At 41.8% G+C, this 16298-nt stretch carries 13 protein-coding genes, 2 tRNA genes, 2 rRNA genes and 1 other annotated feature (1 of these 18 running past the window's edge); all 17 genes read left to right on the forward strand.

Annotated elements, in window-relative coordinates; translation table 11 throughout:
- Nucleotides 1-200 precede the first annotated feature (200 nt).
- Complete coding sequence (locus tag CPS94_RS00480) at nucleotides 201-998, forward strand: (Fe-S)-binding protein (RefSeq protein WP_164978890.1); 798 nt, start codon at nucleotides 201-203, stop codon at nucleotides 996-998.
- A complete protein-coding gene (locus CPS94_RS00485; protein ID WP_112195852.1) occupies nucleotides 999-2489 on the forward strand; it encodes a LutB/LldF family L-lactate oxidation iron-sulfur protein in 1491 nt (496 codons plus the stop codon).
- A complete protein-coding gene (locus CPS94_RS00490) occupies nucleotides 2482-3213 on the forward strand; it encodes a LutC/YkgG family protein (protein ID WP_112195850.1) in 732 nt (243 codons plus the stop codon). The genes CPS94_RS00485 and CPS94_RS00490 overlap by 8 nt, the downstream gene beginning before the upstream one ends.
- A gap of 141 nt (nucleotides 3214-3354) precedes the next feature.
- The gene (acpS, locus tag CPS94_RS00495) at nucleotides 3355-3720 is read left to right on the forward strand and encodes a holo-ACP synthase (RefSeq protein ID WP_056960261.1); all 366 of its coding nucleotides are present in this window, start codon (nucleotides 3355-3357) and stop codon (nucleotides 3718-3720) included.
- A 17-nt stretch (nucleotides 3721-3737) separates the two neighbouring features.
- Nucleotides 3738-4853 (forward strand): alanine racemase, encoded by a 1116-nt coding sequence (gene alr, locus CPS94_RS00500; RefSeq protein ID WP_112195848.1) that lies wholly within the window; start codon nucleotides 3738-3740, stop codon nucleotides 4851-4853.
- A 62-nt stretch (nucleotides 4854-4915) separates the two neighbouring features.
- Nucleotides 4916-5167: a hypothetical protein gene (locus CPS94_RS00505; RefSeq protein WP_112195846.1), complete on the forward strand. Its 252-nt coding sequence runs from the start codon at nucleotides 4916-4918 to the stop codon at nucleotides 5165-5167.
- 25 nt (nucleotides 5168-5192) lie between these two features.
- The gene (locus tag CPS94_RS00510) at nucleotides 5193-5609 is read left to right on the forward strand and encodes a type II toxin-antitoxin system PemK/MazF family toxin (RefSeq protein WP_112286310.1); all 417 of its coding nucleotides are present in this window, start codon (nucleotides 5193-5195) and stop codon (nucleotides 5607-5609) included.
- A 101-nt stretch (nucleotides 5610-5710) separates the two neighbouring features.
- Entirely contained in the window at nucleotides 5711-6352 is a 642-nt protein-coding gene (locus CPS94_RS00515; RefSeq protein WP_112195844.1) for a sugar O-acetyltransferase, read from the forward strand.
- A 122-nt stretch (nucleotides 6353-6474) separates the two neighbouring features.
- Entirely contained in the window at nucleotides 6475-7587 is a 1113-nt protein-coding gene (locus tag CPS94_RS00520) for an exonuclease SbcCD subunit D (RefSeq protein WP_112195842.1), read from the forward strand.
- A 2-nt stretch (nucleotides 7588-7589) separates the two neighbouring features.
- Nucleotides 7590-10685 carry an SbcC/MukB-like Walker B domain-containing protein gene (locus CPS94_RS00525; RefSeq protein WP_112195840.1) on the forward strand — a complete coding sequence of 1032 codons (3096 nt, stop codon included), beginning with the start codon at nucleotides 7590-7592 and terminating at the stop codon, nucleotides 10683-10685.
- A gap of 19 nt (nucleotides 10686-10704) precedes the next feature.
- Nucleotides 10705-11292 carry a metal-dependent hydrolase gene (locus CPS94_RS00530; protein ID WP_112195838.1) on the forward strand — a complete coding sequence of 196 codons (588 nt, stop codon included), beginning with the start codon at nucleotides 10705-10707 and terminating at the stop codon, nucleotides 11290-11292.
- A 116-nt stretch (nucleotides 11293-11408) separates the two neighbouring features.
- On the forward strand, nucleotides 11409-11855 hold the full coding sequence (locus CPS94_RS00535; protein WP_112195836.1) for a Fur family transcriptional regulator: 447 nt from the start codon (nucleotides 11409-11411) through the stop codon (nucleotides 11853-11855).
- 52 nt (nucleotides 11856-11907) lie between these two features.
- Nucleotides 11908-12099: a binding site (T-box leader), on the forward strand.
- A 43-nt stretch (nucleotides 12100-12142) separates the two neighbouring features.
- Nucleotides 12143-13399, forward strand: coding sequence for a tyrosine--tRNA ligase (gene tyrS / locus CPS94_RS00540; protein ID WP_056960279.1), 1257 nt, complete (start codon nucleotides 12143-12145; stop codon nucleotides 13397-13399).
- Between the two features lie 521 nt (nucleotides 13400-13920).
- Nucleotides 13921-15484: ribosomal RNA gene (locus CPS94_RS00545) — 16S ribosomal RNA — on the forward strand.
- Nucleotides 15485-15561: 77 nt separating this feature from the next.
- Nucleotides 15562-15635 (forward strand) — tRNA-Ile (locus tag CPS94_RS00550).
- Between the two features lie 6 nt (nucleotides 15636-15641).
- Nucleotides 15642-15714: transfer RNA gene (locus tag CPS94_RS00555), tRNA-Ala, on the forward strand.
- Between the two features lie 155 nt (nucleotides 15715-15869).
- Nucleotides 15870-16298 (forward strand): 23S ribosomal RNA (locus CPS94_RS00560) (it continues 2488 nt past the right edge of the window).
- The 16S and 23S rRNA genes sit together here with 2 tRNA genes alongside, the layout of an rRNA operon.

The following is a 16298-nucleotide window of genomic DNA, read 5'->3' on the forward strand; positions in this document are numbered from 1 at the left end:
TTAAGTAAAAGAACGTAGAATCAATTGGCTGCGTTCTTTTTTTGTGCAAATATTCAATAATTAAAAGCAAAACATGCAAGCGTTTTACGTACTTTGGAGTATAATTATGGTATAGCAATGATTGTTGGTATTTTTTGATTTATATATGTTGCCCAAGCCTTATTAAAGGAGGTGGAGGTGCATTTTAAATGCACTTATCAATGAAAGTATGTATTTTTTCAACCTGTATCGTTGATCTGCTTTTTCCCAATGTAGGTCAAGCGATGGTCGAGGTTTTAGAGCGTTTTGGCTGTGAAACTGTCTTTCCTAAGGGACAGGTCTGTTGCGGTCAACCAACGTATAATAGCGGTTACAGTAAAGAAACGATCAAGACATTTTACAATGAGATCGATGCTTTATTGAGTGTGGATGCTGATTACATTGTTGGGCCTTCGGGTTCGTGTGTTGGGATGTTAAAGGAATATAAAGATATCTTAAAAGATGATCCTAATTATGCCAAAAAGGCTCAGATCTTACATGATAAAACTTATGAATTCTCACAATTTATCTATCGTGTGTTGGGGATCTTAGACTGTGGGGCTCAACTAGATGCAACTGCCACTTTCCACCGCTCTTGTCACATGACACGGTTATTAGGTGAGCGGACGGCGCCGTTTGTCTTGCTCGACCATGTTAAAGATCTTGAAATGATCCCATTGCATAATGTGCAGTTATGTTGTGGCTTTGGTGGAACTTTCTCGGCTAAAGAACCTGAGATCTCCGAAGCAATGGTCGACGATAAGGTCAATAATATCGTGGCTACGAATGCTCAGATCTTGATCGGAGCAGATCAAGCGTGTTTGATGAATATTGGTGGACGAATGAACCGTCGGGGTGAAAAGATCAAAGTGATGCATATTGCAGAGGTTTTGAATCATAACGTTGATCTTTCCCGAGTCAAATACGTCAAGGATACAGATCATCAGATGGTACCAGCTAATGGAAGCGGGGTGTTTTAGATGGGCTTAAAAACAAGTGAACTTTCATTTGACGAACGTGTAAAAAATGCTAAAAAAGATAAGTTTATGCGTGCATCAGTGGCTAAAGCACAAGATGCGCAATTTGAGAAGCGGACGCGTGCACGAGAACAATTAGGTCATTGGAACGAGTGGCGAGAGTTAGGTGAGCAGATCCGTCAGCATGCTGTTAAACATTTACCAGATTACCTTGAAGAATTTAGTGAAAATGTCCAAAAAAATGGCGGACACGTTTATTTTGCCAAGACAGATGTTGATGCAACCGCTTATATCAAACAAGTTGTACGTGAGAAAAATATCAAAAAGGTCGTTAAATCTAAATCAATGGTCACGACTGAGATCGATCTAGACAAGGAATTGTTGAAGATCCCCGGAGTTTCAGTGATGGAAACTGATTTAGCGGAATTTATCTTACAAGAAGATGATTGGGATGAACCGACGCATATCGTTTTCCCGACCTTACACAAAAATCGTGATCAAGTGCGAGAAGTTTTTCAAAAGATCGGCTATGAGGGCGATAATGATCCTGAAAGCATGGGGCGTTTTGCTCGGAGCTATTTACGCAAATATTTTATGGAAGCCGATTTGGGGATCACTGGTTGTAACTTTGCGATCGCCGACAATGGGATGATCAATTTGGTCACTAACGAAGGTAATGCCGATCTCACGATGGCCTTACCAAAGACACAGATCGTTGTCATGGGAATGGAGCGGATCGTTCCCGGGCTAAAGGAAGCCGAGGTGTTGGATAACTTACTTTGTCGCAGTGCGGTCGGTCAGAAATTGACAAGTTACTGTACTTTTAGTGCAGGAAAGCTAGCCGACGAGCTTGATGGTCCAGAAGATTTCCATGTAGTCATTGTTGATAATGGCCGTTCCAATGCATTGAATACAGTTTTTGAACCGATCCTACAATGTATTCGTTGCGGAGCTTGCTTGAATGTTTGTCCTGTTTACCGTCAGATCGGGGGACAAGGCTATGGTTCGATCTATCCTGGACCGATGGGGGAAGTTTTATCCCCGATTTTAGATGGTTATGAAAACTTTGGGGAGTTGCCGTATGCCTGCAGTTTATGTGGAGCCTGTACAGAAACATGTCCAGTCAAGATCCCATTGCATGATCTGATCTTGGAACACCGCAAAGTTGAGATGAATAAACTTCATTTAGATCATAGCTTGAATAATGTTATTTTTAAGACGATCAGTGTCGGAACTAAGACTCCGATCCTTTTTAAGGGAGCTTTGATGGGTGAACATTTGGCAATGAAGCCATTTTCTAATAAAAAAGAAAATAGTGTTGAGAACCTTTATCCAGAAGGCAAGATCGATAAAGTTCCAAAGATCGCACCGAAGTTGATCCATGGTTGGGTCGATGTCAGAGATCTGGCTGAGCCACCGAAGCTAAGAGAAAATTTCCGGCATTGGTACGATCGACATGAAAAAGAACGGAAGCGAGGCGAACAAAATGACTGAAACGATCAAAGCAAATGATCCTAAAAATCGCGAAGAATTTCTAGAGCTTATCGCCAAAAAGGCTGATCGTCCCCGCCATGAGCTAGCAAATGATCCGCTAGTATTTATCAATGATCTACCAGAGACGACGCTATCAGGTCTTGATCAAGATGAATTATTAGCCTTAGCCAAGACCAATAGTGAGGCGATCCATGTTGATTTTAAGACAGTACCGGTAGCTAAGCTGAGTGAGACACTGGAAAACTTCTTAACTGAAAAGCAGATACACAGTTTGTTGTTGCCGACTTTTGCGGATGAAAAGTGGCAGAAATACGGTATTTTAGATTGGCGTAATGCGTTAGACCTAGATAAAGTATATTTTTGGGATGCCAAACGCGGACGAGATAACTTAGTTGATGCTGATCAAAGTGATGCAGCGATCGGTTTTGCTGATTATCTCTTAGCTGAATCGGGGACGATCACAGCGGCAACAGTTAAAGAACAAGGTCGAGGCTTCCATTTCTTACCGACGCATTATTTGGCGATCATTCCCAAAAGTAAGATTTTACCGCGGATGCGCCAAGCGATCGACCGCTATGACGAAGCAATGAAAACTGGTAAACTCAAGACTTCAAATATCAATTTCATCTCAGGTCCGTCTAATTCGGGAGATATTGAAATGGTATTGATCGTGGGCGTCCACGGTCCACTTGATATGACTTATGTTGTTGTAGAAGATCTGTAATTACGCAAAAGAGGCTGTTTAGGCCTCTTTTCTCTTGAGTTCAAGTATTAGGCTACTAGCAGATTTTTGGCTTGATTAAGCTTGAGAGAAAAAGTATGATTGATATGTAAAAAAATTGTGATGATGTTAGGGTGAAATCGGGTGATCTTGGGGATCGGAAATGATTTAGAATGTATTGATCGGGTCAAGCAGATGTTAGTCAAGTTGCCCAAAACAGCAACTAAGATCTTGACTCCAGCAGAATTAACTGTTTTTTTAGAGCTATCTCCTAAACGTCAGGGAGAGTTTTTGGCGGGACGTTTTTCCGCTAAAGAAGCATACAGTAAGGCTGTGGGAACTGGGATCGGTCAAACTGTCAGTTTTTTAGATATTGAGATCTTAAATGATACTTTGGGCCGGCCGTATTTTTCGCATCATCCCCTAGAAGATGAATGTAATGCATTTATTTCGATATCACATACCAAAGAACATGTTGCCACTATGGTTGTTTTAGAAAAAATCAAGTAAGAGAGAAGATGATCAAAATGGTTGTAGGTTTGCACCGCAACGCCCATGTAAATGTTGATCTAGCTGCGATCAAACATAATATCGCAGTTGAATTAGCTCGCATGGATGAACAACAAGAACTTTTTGCTGTCGTGAAGGCCAACGCTTATGGGCATGGGATCGTCCCCGTTGCTAAAGCTGCAAGACAAGCGGGAGCAACTGGCTTTTGTGTTGCTCTGATCGATGAGGGGCTGGCTTTACGTGAAGCTGGTATCGCTGAAACGATCTTGATCTTGGGTGTTACGCCTGCTAGAGAGGCTACTTTGATGGCTAAATATGATCTTTCAACTGCTGTTGGGGATCTAGAATTTCTGATCCAGGCACAAAAAAAATTGGCTCAAGCTGGTGCTAAGCTCAAAGTTCACTTGGCTTTAGATACTGGTATGGGACGGATCGGTTTTAGAGATCAAGCTAAATTGAGTCAAGCGATCGATTTTTTGCACGAACACACAGCACAATTTGAATTTGAAGGGATCTTTACGCACTTTGCGACTGCCGATGCTAAAGACCAAGAACACTACAATTACCAGGTGAAAAAATTCAATGAGTTGATGAAAGTCGTAACGACTAGACCGCGTTATGTCCATGTGGCTAATTCAGCAGCTGCGATGTGGCATACAGATTGTGGGGGAAATGTTGTTCGTTACGGTGTCACGATGTATGGCTTAAATCCTTCGGGAGCAGAATTAAAACTGCCAGATACTTTCAAGCCAGCGTTGAGTTTAGAAAGTGAATTAGTTGCGGTCAAGCAGCTGCAACCAGGCGATGGAGTCGGATATGGGAAAACCTATACTGCCTCTAAGCCAGAATGGTTAGGTACTGTGCCACTCGGTTATGCTGATGGTTGGTTGCGTCGAATGCAAGGTTATCATGTATTGGTCGCAGGTCAACCATGTGAGATCGTTGGGCGAGTGTGCATGGATCAGTTTATGGTACGTTTACCCCATAAATTACCACTAGGAACAAAGGTAACGTTGATCGGTCAAGATGGTGAGCAAAAGATCACGGCACAAGATGCAGCTGAGTATGCGCAAACGATCAATTATGAGATAGTCTGTGCACTATCCGAGCGGTTGCCGCGCTATTACAAATAAAGTATACTTTTAAACGCGTTTATGTTAAGATTGCGATAACTAATGGTCACGGAGGGCTAGTCATGGTGGAAGATGATTTGAGAAAGAAAATGACCGTGTTGCAATATCAAAATATTAAGGAATTTTGTGAATTCTATACTATTGAGGTGGAAGAGATAAACGACCATCCCGAATACGCTGAACGGATCGAAAAGTATCATACAGCTTTGGAAGAATTGATCGATGGTTACGGTCAAATGGGTGGTTTGAATCAAGAAATTTGTGGTATTTTCGGCAGTTGTGATTGCGATGCCGATTATGGATCGGTGAGCTAATAAATAAATTAGAGAGAGTGATCCTATGGCAAAAGAACTGGTTAAAAGAGTAGATATCTTCTATGCCGACTTGTCGCCTGTAGTAGGTTCTGAACAAGGTGGAATGCGACCTGTTCTGGTCATCCAAAACAACATTGGAAATAAATTTAGTCCAACAGTGATCGTAGCAGCGATCACGTCAAAGATCTCGAAACCTAAGATGTTGACCCATGTGGCTTTAAAAGCGGCACCCAAGGGTAAAAAAGGCTTAGAGAAAGATTCGGTCGTACTACTAGAACAATTACGCACTTTGGACAAACAACGTCTCCGGGATAAGATATCCCACTTAGATGATTCGACTATGAGATCGGTCGACTATGCACTCAAAGTAAGTGTAGGGTTGATCGATATACATACACGAAATAATAGCGATAAAAAGCAAGAAAAAACATATAATCGCTAATAAAGAGCGCCGGTCTAATAGGAGATCGGTGCTTTTTGTTTAAGAGAAGTGGCGTAAAGTTTGATACAATATAGTTAGATGAATTTGTGAGGTGAGTATTGATGGAAAAAGACTTTGAATACCAACAAATGCTAGCAGGTGAGCTTTATCTAGCTGGAGGTATCTTGCCTGAGCATAAATCAGTCCATGGCAAAAAGATCGCACAACAGATCAATCAAACACCGATCGCAGATAAAGCTAAATTAAAGGCACTGGTCAAACAGCTTTTTGGAAAAACGGGTAAAAATTACTACGTTACACCACCAGTCTACGTTGATTATGGTAGACATGTAAGTATTGGTGAGAACTTTTATGCCAACATGGATTGCATTTTTTTAGATGTTAACCAGATCACGATCGGTAATAATGTAATGCTTGGGCCACGAGTCGGACTCTATACTGCTGGTCATCCCTTAGATAGTCAGATCAGAAATGAAGATCAGCTTGAGTTTGGTCTTCCGATCGTGATCGAAGATAATGTATGGCTTGGGGCAAATGCTATTGTTTTACCGGGAGTCACGATCGGAAAAAATGCAGTCATTGGTAGTGGAGCTGTGGTAACTAAGGACATTCCAGCAGATAGTGTAGCTGTTGGTAATCCAGCTAAAGTCATTAAAACGCTGGGAGAAGCCGAGCGTAAATATTGGCAGGCACAAAAAGCCAAATATTTAGCTGCTAAAGAAAAATTTAATAGCTTAGATTAGCTTGATAGCAACTGAGTTTTCGGAGATGAAGACGGCAGTTGCTATTTTTGTAATAGTGGCTCAAGAATTTCGTGGTATAATATTTTTAATAACGAACAAAGGTTTGATTTAGGGGGTAGACGATGAAATTTTTACATACAGCAGATTGGCATATCGGAAAACGACTTCACGAATATCCATTGGTCAAAGAGCAGCAAGATGCTTTAGCCCAGATCGCTCAGATCGCTCAAAAAGAGCAAGTCGATGCAATAGTCGTTGCTGGTGATCTCTATGACCGCTCTTTACCGAGTGAAGAGGCAGTGACGTTAGTGAATCAAGCCCTAAGGGATTTGAATCTAACAGCAGATCTTCCCTTGTTAGTGATCAGCGGTAACCATGATTCAGCAGTACGTTTAGCGACAGGTCAAGAGTGGTTCAAGCAAACCAAACTATACCTGCATACTAAGTTATCCGAGGCGTTTACCCCGATCGAATTTGAGGATACGCAATTTTTCCTATTACCGTATTTTGAACTTCAAGAAGCGCGTAACTATTTTGCAGATGAAAGCATAAGTGATCTGACTTCAGCGATGAAATTAGTCGTAGCAAAGCTAAAAACTAAATTTGATCCGGCTAAAAAGCAGGTCTTAGTTGCCCATTTTTTTGCAGCTGGCAGTTTACGGTCAGATTCAGAGACTAAGATCGAAGTGGGCGGACTGGATTCAGTGCCAACAAAGCTCTTTAGTGATTTTGATCATGTGGCATTAGGCCATCTGCATGATAAGCGAGCATTGGATCTGCCAACGATCAAATATAGTGGGAGCTTACTGAAATATTCGGTGGCTGAAGCTAATAGTCAAAAAGGCGTTTGGATCGTGGAAACAGAACCTTTTTCGTGTAAATGGGTCTCATTAGCTCCACTCAATGATATCTGTTGTTTGGAAGCTTCGTATGCAGAATTGACGACAAAACTTTATCAAACTGTGGCCCAAGATGACTACGTGGCTATTGAATTGACTGATGAACATGAGATCATTGATGTGATGAATAAATTGCGCAAGTATTATCCACGGATAGTTGAATTGAAGCGCAAGAAACGTCTGGTCCACACTAAGCAAGCAGAAAAGATCGAAAGCAAGAGCCCACTGGAGCTATTTACTGATTTCTTTGTTCAAGCTACTGGTCGAAAACCAACGCAACTCCAGCACAAATGGGCTAAAGAAAGTCTACTAGAGCTAGAAAAGGAAGGTGAGTAGGAATGCGACCATTAGAATTAAAACTCAAAAATTTTGGACCTTATGTGGATGAGATCGTTGATTTTACTCGCTTTGAGCAGGCACCGTTGTTTTTGATCACGGGTAAGACAGGGAGCGGTAAAACCACGATCTTTGATGCGATGTGTTACGCGCTTTTCAATGAAACTTCGGGTAAGAAACGTCAAGCCTTCCAAATGCGTTCTGATTTTGCTAGTGACAAAAAAGAGACCAGTGTTGAATTTACCTTTGAGCATCAAGGGAAGATCTATTATATCAAGCGCCAGCCAAAACAAGTTTTAGCGGGACGTGGTGGCAAGCCTGTTGAAAAAAAGGCAAAAGTCGAACTGATCTATCCAGGACCTGCTGAAGAAAAGTTAGCTATCCAAAAGATCCCCGAAGCTAGACGCTTTATTGATGAGCTGTTACATTTGACGGCAGAACAATTTACCAAAGTCATTTTGTTGCCTCAAGGTGAATTTCGCAATTTCTTAGCAGCTGATAGTAAGGAAAAAGAAGAGGTCTTGCGCAATTTATTTGGCAGTGAACTGTTTGAACGCTGGACTGAACAACTCAAGGTAAAATTTAAAGAGCAAAATGCAAAATATCAGCAAAAAGAGCAGCAACTAATGCTGAGCATGCAACAAGCTGATTTTACCAGCGAAACACAGCTCCCTGAATTATGGCTCAAACAGATCAAAAGCTGGCTCGAACAAGTCAACGCCCAATTGGCAGAGCAAGCTAAGGACTGGCAGCAAGCTAAAAAAGAAAACGAACGCTTGCAACATGTTTTGAGTAAACAAGAAGAGCTTCAAAAAAGTTTCGATCTATTGGAAAAATTACAAGCTAAGCAGGCTGATCTACTAGCCAAAGCCCCTAAACGTGAAGCATTACGTCAGCAAATAGCTACTTTGAAATGGGCGTTAAAACACCGAACAAACTTTGAGTTATTGGAAAATAATAAGACCACTCTTGTTAAAATTAAACACGATATCCAAAAAACTGAACAAAGCTATGCAGAGCTAAAAAACGAACAGCTAAGTTTAGCTACTAAATTAGCAAAACACGAAGCTAAGCGTAAAGAGATAGCTGACTATCAGTACCAATACAAACAATTGGAGACTAACTTGCCACTATACAAAGTTGTCAGTGAGCTTTTGACCGCTCGAAAAGAGGTTGAAGCCAGACAGAGCGTTTTGGTAGCTGAAATTCAAAAAACAACGACGAGCTTGGATAAAAAGCAAGCAAAGCTAGCTACTATCAAAGCAAAACAACATGCGCTCACAGAACGGATCCAGGAAAAAGGCTCGTTGGAAACAAAATTAGACAAGCTAAAGTATCAACAAGCAGCACTGACCGAGCTTTTGCAAAAGCAAGTGGACTTGGACAAGCGCCAAACTAATATTAAAAATTTGCAAAATGAATTAGCTGATGCAACAACTATCAGCAAAAAGGCCCGGGCTAAGGCTCGTGATCTAGCCAATCAATTAGCAGATCACTATATTTTTGTGGCAGTCAAAAAGCTTCAAGCAGGTAAACCGTGTCCGGTCTGTGGGAGTTTAGAGCATCCATCTCCGGCTAAAGTCAGTGAAGTGGCGAGGGTCGATGAAGAACAAGTCGAGCAAGCTAAACAACAGGCCCGTAAACTGGAAGATACAGCTACCGCTTTGCAAGCCCGAATAAATGAGTTTGACGCTGAGACTGTTGAACGGCAAAAAGAATTTGAAACGAAAATGCAGGCCTTTTTTGAAAAATATCCCGCTTTAGAAAAAAGCGAGTTAACTTCTTTAGAGGATAAACTGGCACAAACTAAATATGAATTGATCCAAGAGATAACGATACTTACAGATAAAGAAAAAGAAGCAGCAAGCTTGCAAAAACAACAGGAAACACTGGAGCAAAAAAGCGAACAAGCACGCTCAAAGCTGACTGAGTTAAATGAACAAGCACAAGCAGCTCAACTTGATAAGCAAACCTTGATAACACAATTAGCCGAAAAAAAAGCTCAGTTGCCAGCAAAGTATCAGACGGAAAAACAAGCTAAGGCCCAACTAAGAATTTGGCAACAAAAGATAGCCGAGTTTGAAACGCATTTAGCCGACTTGAATGCACATATAAAACAAACTGAGCAGTCACTAGTGGCAACTGAGACTAAGTTAAATGAAGCAAAACAACAAGCAAAAGAACTACAGCAAGTGATCAGCCAAAGACAGGCTGACTTAGAAGCGGTCTGTGCAGTCAAAAAAGTGACATTAGCGGAATTAAAAGACTTGCTAGCCCAAAGCGTCCAACTTGAACAGTTAGAAAAAGCTTTAGCTGATCAGCAAAAAGAGCTAGATTCTATCAATGGACAAGTGGAGATCCTTTCAAAACAAGTTGCTGGTCAAAAACAGCCTGACTTAGAGCAAACTAATAAGAAATTATTACAGGCAAAACAAGCAGAAGCTAAGTTACAGCAGCTGGTCGCTGAGCTAGAGCATAAATATAGTACCAATACCAAATGCTATCAACAAGTAAAATCGCTTTTTGAACAACAACAAGCTGAATTTACACAGTTAGGGCAGTTAAAGGAACTAGTCGATGTTGTTACGGGGAAAGGTGAACAAAAATTGGGGTTTGAGCGTTATATTTTGCAGACCTATCTCAAGGAAGTTTTGCTAACAGCTAATGTGCGGCTAGCTCATTTGACTAATGGTCGCTATGAATTATGCTTAAATGAAGATACTGGACGTGGTGCTTCGAGTACGGGGTTAGAGCTAGATATTTATGATGATAACGCGGGTAAAAGACGTAGCGTCCATACGCTTTCAGGGGGCGAGAGTTTCCTAGCTGCTTTAGCCTTAGCTTTGGCACTAGGAGAGGTCATCCAAAAGAAGAGCGGTGGGATCGAGATCGAAGCGTTATTTGTCGATGAAGGTTTTGGTTCGCTCGATCAAGAAGCTTTACGAGTTGCCTTAGAAACTTTGCAAACGATCGAGGGGAAAAATCGCATGGTCGGGATAATCAGTCACGTTACCGAATTACAGGCGCAATTACCATATCAGTTACAAGTTGTTACTAAAGGTGAGCGAAGTACATTGCGGTATGTGACGACAATTTAGTTAGATTTGAGGAAAAACGATGCAATATCGTACACATATAACAGTCTCACTGGCTGTAGGCTTGCCAATGCTAGCTGCAGTCGATCAAGTGACATTTATCAATACTGTCGCCTTAGTCTGTGGTAGCGTTTTGCCAGATATCGATCATCCAAGGTCATTTATCGGTAAGCGGAGTCAAGTTGTTAGTAAAGTGGCCAATAAAACATTAGGTCATCGTGGAGCGACACATTCGTTAGTTGTGGCAGCTGGAGTCTACTTACTGGCTTTATTTATTGCTAAAGCATATTTAGCGAGCGCAGCGATGCATTTACCTTTTTGGCTACTGATCGGCTACCTTTTACATTTAGTCGAAGACAGTTTCTCCAAAAATAGTATCCATTGGTTTTGGCCTTTTTCTAAATTCAAGCGAAGTACGCGTAAACGATTATTTTATTATCGAACAGGGCATGTGAGTGAGTATTTGATCTTGGGCTTTGCGCTATGCCTTTTACTGATCGAGTTGAATTTACTATGGTCAGGACATCTAACAAGTTTATTTGATCATGGTTTTGCAGCTTCACTTAAGCTGTTGATAGCTAAGTTACAGCTTCTTCTTTTACCACGTTGAAATACTAAATACTTGACATGAAAAAGTAGTTGATGATTTTTTTTTTAAAATAGCGTATCATCTAAGTGAGAAGTCAACAAGAAAGGACAGGCTATATAATAGCGCGGGTGGAGCCAATGAAAGATCAATCATTATTAGTATCTTCAGCACAAAAGTTAAAGCAACACGGAATAAAATCAACACCACAACGCCAAGCGATCTTAGCATATCTGATGTGTTCAGATGAACATCCGTCGATCACGATGATCCATCAATATCTGCAAAAGCAAGATATCAAGGTGAGTTTGGCGACTGTGTATAATACCCTCGAATTGTTAGCAAAGTCTGATCTAGTATCTGAAGTGGCTTTGGATAGTGCGGGGCATGTGAGATATGATTATTTTGCTAAACCCCACTATCATTTGATCTGCTTAGAGTGTGGTAAGATCGAGGATATTTTTGATGACACTTACTTAGAATTAGAAAAACTGGTTCAGGCTCAAAGTGACTATGAGATCGTCAATAGTCGCTATGATGTGTATGGTATTTGTCCAGAATGTCAGCAAAAGAAAGCTAACACATAAATTTTCTGGAGTAAGTAGCCGGTTTTGTGCTATAATCAATCAAGATATTTTATCATTTGCGATGAAGTAGAAAGTAGCAGAGCTCATCCCTATCACAGAGAGCCACTAGTGCTGGAAGGTGGCATATATGTTTTTTGCGAAGTACACTATGGAGCAACAACGGGTCATTCCGATATCGATGACAGAGTTGGTTACATTTATGTAGCAATCTGGGTGGTAACGCGGAAATTAATTCGTCCCTGATGATTTTTCATCGGGGATTTTTTTTATTAAAAGGAGGATCTTAAATGGAAAATATTTTAGAAGAATTAAAATGGCGGGGCGCTGTCAACCAAGTTTCAGATGAAGCTGGTTTAGAAGAGTTATTGGCTAAAAAATCGATCGGTGTTTACTGTGGCGTCGATCCAACTGGTGATAGTTTGCATATTGGACACTTGATCCCATTTATGATGTTGAAACGATTCCAAATGGCTGGCCATCGTGCGCATATCTTGATCGGTGGTGGTACTGGTTCGATCGGTGATCCATCGGGTAAGAAGTCAGAACGGACTTTGCAAACAATGGAACAAGTTCGTCACAATGAAGAAGCTTTGACAGGACAAATGAAGGCTCTCTTTGGCAAAGATAATATCACGATCGTTAATAACTATGATTGGTTAAAAGAGATCAGTTTATTAGATTTCTTGCGCGATTATGGTAAATTGTTCAACGTTAATACGATGTTGAATAAAGAAGTTGTTGCTAGCCGTTTAGAAGTAGGGATCTCTTATACTGAATTTACGTACCAGATCTTGCAAGCGATCGATTTTCATCATTTGCTAAAGACAAAAGATGTGCAACTTCAGATCGGTGGGGCTGATCAATGGGGCAATATCACAGCTGGGATCGATCTGATCCACAAAATGGAAGGTTCAGATACGCAAGCATTTGCCTTGACGATCCCATTGATGTTGAAAGCTGACGGGACAAAATTTGGTAAAACAGCCGGTGGTGCAGTGTGGCTTGACGCAGAAAAAACAACACCGTATGAATTCTACCAATTCTGGTTGAATCAAGACGATCGCGATGTTGTTAAATACTTGAAGTACTTTACTTTCTTGGATGAAGCTCAGATCGCCGAATTAGAAAAGAAACTTGAAGAACATCCAGAATTGCGTGAAGCTCAAAGATGCTTAGCAAAAGAAGTGACCGAATTTGTTCACGGAAAAGAAGCGGTCGTGCAAGCTGAACACATTTCTAAGGCACTCTTCTCAGGTGAAGTGAAAGCTTTAACTGCTGCTGAGATCGAGCAAGGCTTTAAGAATATGCCGACAGTTGAGATCAGTTCTGAACCGGAAAACATCGTTGAATGGCTCGTTAACACAGGGATCGAAAAATCTAAACGGCAAGCTCGTGAAGATGTAACTAATGGAGCGATCTATATCAATGGTGATCGAATTCAAGATCTGGATGCAATGATCGATCCAGCAGCAAACTTTGATGGAAAATTTGTGATCGCCCGTCGTGGTAAGAAGCGTTATTTCTTAGCCCGTGTAACTAAATAATTTTTAAAAAATCTGCAGATTTTGTGTCTGCAGATTTTTTTTGAAAAAAATTTTCTGCGGGAAATGTAAGTGTTTTACTGAGTAAAAAGCTGTTTTTTGGTCAAAGAGACGCTGATTTATCGAGTAAAAAACGAACGATAATATTTAAGTGTGATTTATGTTCGTTTTTTAAATAGGGGGAAGTGAAATTTTATGCAAAAAAATTTAAAAGTAGGGTTGACGTTTAAGCTAAAAGTGAGTATAGTAGTTCTTGTCATTGAGATGTGATCAAACATTTCAAATCGCTTAAAAATTAATTCAAAAAACTTGTTGACATTGAGATGCAAGTTTGGATATAATAATTAAGTCGATGAGACATGATAATGAATTTTTATTCAAGATAATGAATAAAAATTGAGTAGATCTTTGAAAACTGAACAAAGTTTCGATAAGCAAATGTGCAGGGTCTCTTATCTAAGTGATAAGAGCAATAAACATTTTGCGAAGTCAATTCGCTAGTAAAAATAAAGAGTCACAAACTTTAAATTGAGAGTTTGATCCTGGCTCAGGATGAACGCTGGCGGCGTGCCTAATACATGCAAGTCGAACGAAACTTCTTTATCACCGAGTGCTTGCACTCACCGATAAAGAGTTGAGTGGCGAACGGGTGAGTAACACGTGGGCAACCTGCCCAAAAGAGGGGGATAACACTTGGAAACAGGTGCTAATACCGCATAACCATAGTTACCGCATGGTAACTATGTAAAAGGTGGCTATGCTACCGCTTTTGGATGGGCCCGCGGCGCATTAGCTAGTTGGTGGGGTAAAGGCTTACCAAGGCAATGATGCGTAGCCGAACTGAGAGGTTGATCGGCCACATTGGGACTGAGACACGGCCCAAACTCCTACGGGAGGCAGCAGTAGGGAATCTTCCACAATGGGCGAAAGCCTGATGGAGCAACGCCGCGTGGGTGAAGAAGGTCTTCGGATCGTAAAACCCTGTTGTTAGAGAAGAAAGTGCGTGAGAGTAACTGTTCACGTTTCGACGGTATCTAACCAGAAAGCCACGGCTAACTACGTGCCAGCAGCCGCGGTAATACGTAGGTGGCAAGCGTTATCCGGATTTATTGGGCGTAAAGGGAACGCAGGCGGTCTTTTAAGTCTGATGTGAAAGCCTTCGGCTTAACCGGAGTAGTGCATTGGAAACTGGGAGACTTGAGTGCAGAAGAGGAGAGTGGAACTCCATGTGTAGCGGTGAAATGCGTAGATATATGGAAGAACACCAGTGGCGAAAGCGGCTCTCTGGTCTGTAACTGACGCTGAGGTTCGAAAGCGTGGGTAGCAAACAGGATTAGATACCCTGGTAGTCCACGCCGTAAACGATGAATGCTAAGTGTTGGAGGGTTTCCGCCCTTCAGTGCTGCAGCTAACGCAATAAGCATTCCGCCTGGGGAGTACGACCGCAAGGTTGAAACTCAAAGGAATTGACGGGGGCCCGCACAAGCGGTGGAGCATGTGGTTTAATTCGAAGCAACGCGAAGAACCTTACCAGGTCTTGACATCTTTTGCCAATCCTAGAGATAGGACTTTCCCTTCGGGGACAAAATGACAGGTGGTGCATGGTTGTCGTCAGCTCGTGTCGTGAGATGTTGGGTTAAGTCCCGCAACGAGCGCAACCCTTATTGTTAGTTGCCAGCATTAAGTTGGGCACTCTAGCAAGACTGCCGGTGACAAACCGGAGGAAGGTGGGGATGACGTCAAATCATCATGCCCCTTATGACCTGGGCTACACACGTGCTACAATGGACGGTACAACGAGTCGCAAGACCGCGAGGTTTAGCAAATCTCTTAAAGCCGTTCTCAGTTCGGATTGTAGGCTGCAACTCGCCTACATGAAGTCGGAATCGCTAGTAATCGCGGATCAGCATGCCGCGGTGAATACGTTCCCGGGCCTTGTACACACCGCCCGTCACACCATGAGAGTTTGTAACACCCAAAGCCGGTGGGGTAACCTTTTGGAGCTAGCCGTCTAAGGTGGGACAGATGATTAGGGTGAAGTCGTAACAAGGTAGCCGTAGGAGAACCTGCGGCTGGATCACCTCCTTTCTAAGGATAATTTCGGAAACCTGCACTTTTATCGTAAACTTTGTTTAGTTTTGAGAGGTCTACTCTCAGAGCTAAATGGGCCTATAGCTCAGCTGGTTAGAGCGCACGCCTGATAAGCGTGAGGTCGGTGGTTCGAGTCCACTTAGGCCCATTATATGGGGCTTTAGCTCAGCTGGGAGAGCGCCTGCTTTGCACGCAGGAGGTCAACGGTTCGATCCCGTTAAGCTCCATTGATAACATTAGTTATCAAACTTGTTCTTTGAAAACTAGATAATATCTTTTATTTCTTTGTTAATTAAAATAACCGAGAACACCGCGTTTTAAAGAGTTTAAAACATTTAATGTTTGATCGCTAAACTCATAACCATTATCGTAAGATAATATAGGTTAAGTTATTAAGGGCGCATGGTGGATGCCTTGGCACTAGGAGCCGATGAAGGACGTGACTAACTGCGATAAGCTTCGGGGAGTTGTAAGTAAACTTTGATCCGGAGATTTCCGAATGGGGAAACCCAGCAGGAGTAAAGACCTGTTATCACTGAGTGAATACATAGCTCAGTTGAAGGTAGACGTGGGGAACTGAAACATCTAAGTACCCATAGGAAGAGAAAGAAAATTCGATTCCCTGAGTAGCGGCGAGCGAAAAGGGAACAGCCCAAACCAGAGAGCTTGCTCTCTGGGGTTGTAGGACTGGACATTTGAGTTACCAAGAAACGAAGTAGTTGAATGATTTGGGAAGATCAGCCAGAGAAGGTGATAGCCCTGTAAACGAAACTTCGTTTCCTCAGTCCAGTATCCTGAGTACGGCGGAACA

This window comes from Ligilactobacillus murinus (assembly GCF_003288115.1).
Taxonomy (GTDB): Bacteria; Bacillota; Bacilli; order Lactobacillales; family Lactobacillaceae; genus Ligilactobacillus; species Ligilactobacillus murinus.

What these genes read in the sequence shown, in the direction of transcription:
- CPS94_RS00480 (WP_164978890.1), top strand. Translation starts at nt 201, where the DNA reads ATGAAAGTATGTATTTTTTCAACCTGTATCGTTGATCTGCTTTTTCCC.
- CPS94_RS00485 (WP_112195852.1), top strand. Translation starts at nt 999, where the DNA reads ATGGGCTTAAAAACAAGTGAACTTTCATTTGACGAACGTGTAAAAAAT.
- CPS94_RS00490 (WP_112195850.1), top strand. Translation starts at nt 2,482, where the DNA reads ATGACTGAAACGATCAAAGCAAATGATCCTAAAAATCGCGAAGAATTT.
- alr (WP_112195848.1), top strand. Translation starts at nt 3,738, where the DNA reads ATGGTTGTAGGTTTGCACCGCAACGCCCATGTAAATGTTGATCTAGCT.
- CPS94_RS00505 (WP_112195846.1), top strand. Translation starts at nt 4,916, where the DNA reads ATGGTGGAAGATGATTTGAGAAAGAAAATGACCGTGTTGCAATATCAA.
- CPS94_RS00510 (WP_112286310.1), top strand. Translation starts at nt 5,193, where the DNA reads ATGGCAAAAGAACTGGTTAAAAGAGTAGATATCTTCTATGCCGACTTG.
- CPS94_RS00515 (WP_112195844.1), top strand. Translation starts at nt 5,711, where the DNA reads ATGGAAAAAGACTTTGAATACCAACAAATGCTAGCAGGTGAGCTTTAT.
- CPS94_RS00520 (WP_112195842.1), top strand. Translation starts at nt 6,475, where the DNA reads ATGAAATTTTTACATACAGCAGATTGGCATATCGGAAAACGACTTCAC.
- CPS94_RS00525 (WP_112195840.1), top strand. Translation starts at nt 7,590, where the DNA reads ATGCGACCATTAGAATTAAAACTCAAAAATTTTGGACCTTATGTGGAT.
- CPS94_RS00530 (WP_112195838.1), top strand. Translation starts at nt 10,705, where the DNA reads ATGCAATATCGTACACATATAACAGTCTCACTGGCTGTAGGCTTGCCA.
- CPS94_RS00535 (WP_112195836.1), top strand. Translation starts at nt 11,409, where the DNA reads ATGAAAGATCAATCATTATTAGTATCTTCAGCACAAAAGTTAAAGCAA.
- tyrS (WP_056960279.1), top strand. Translation starts at nt 12,143, where the DNA reads ATGGAAAATATTTTAGAAGAATTAAAATGGCGGGGCGCTGTCAACCAA.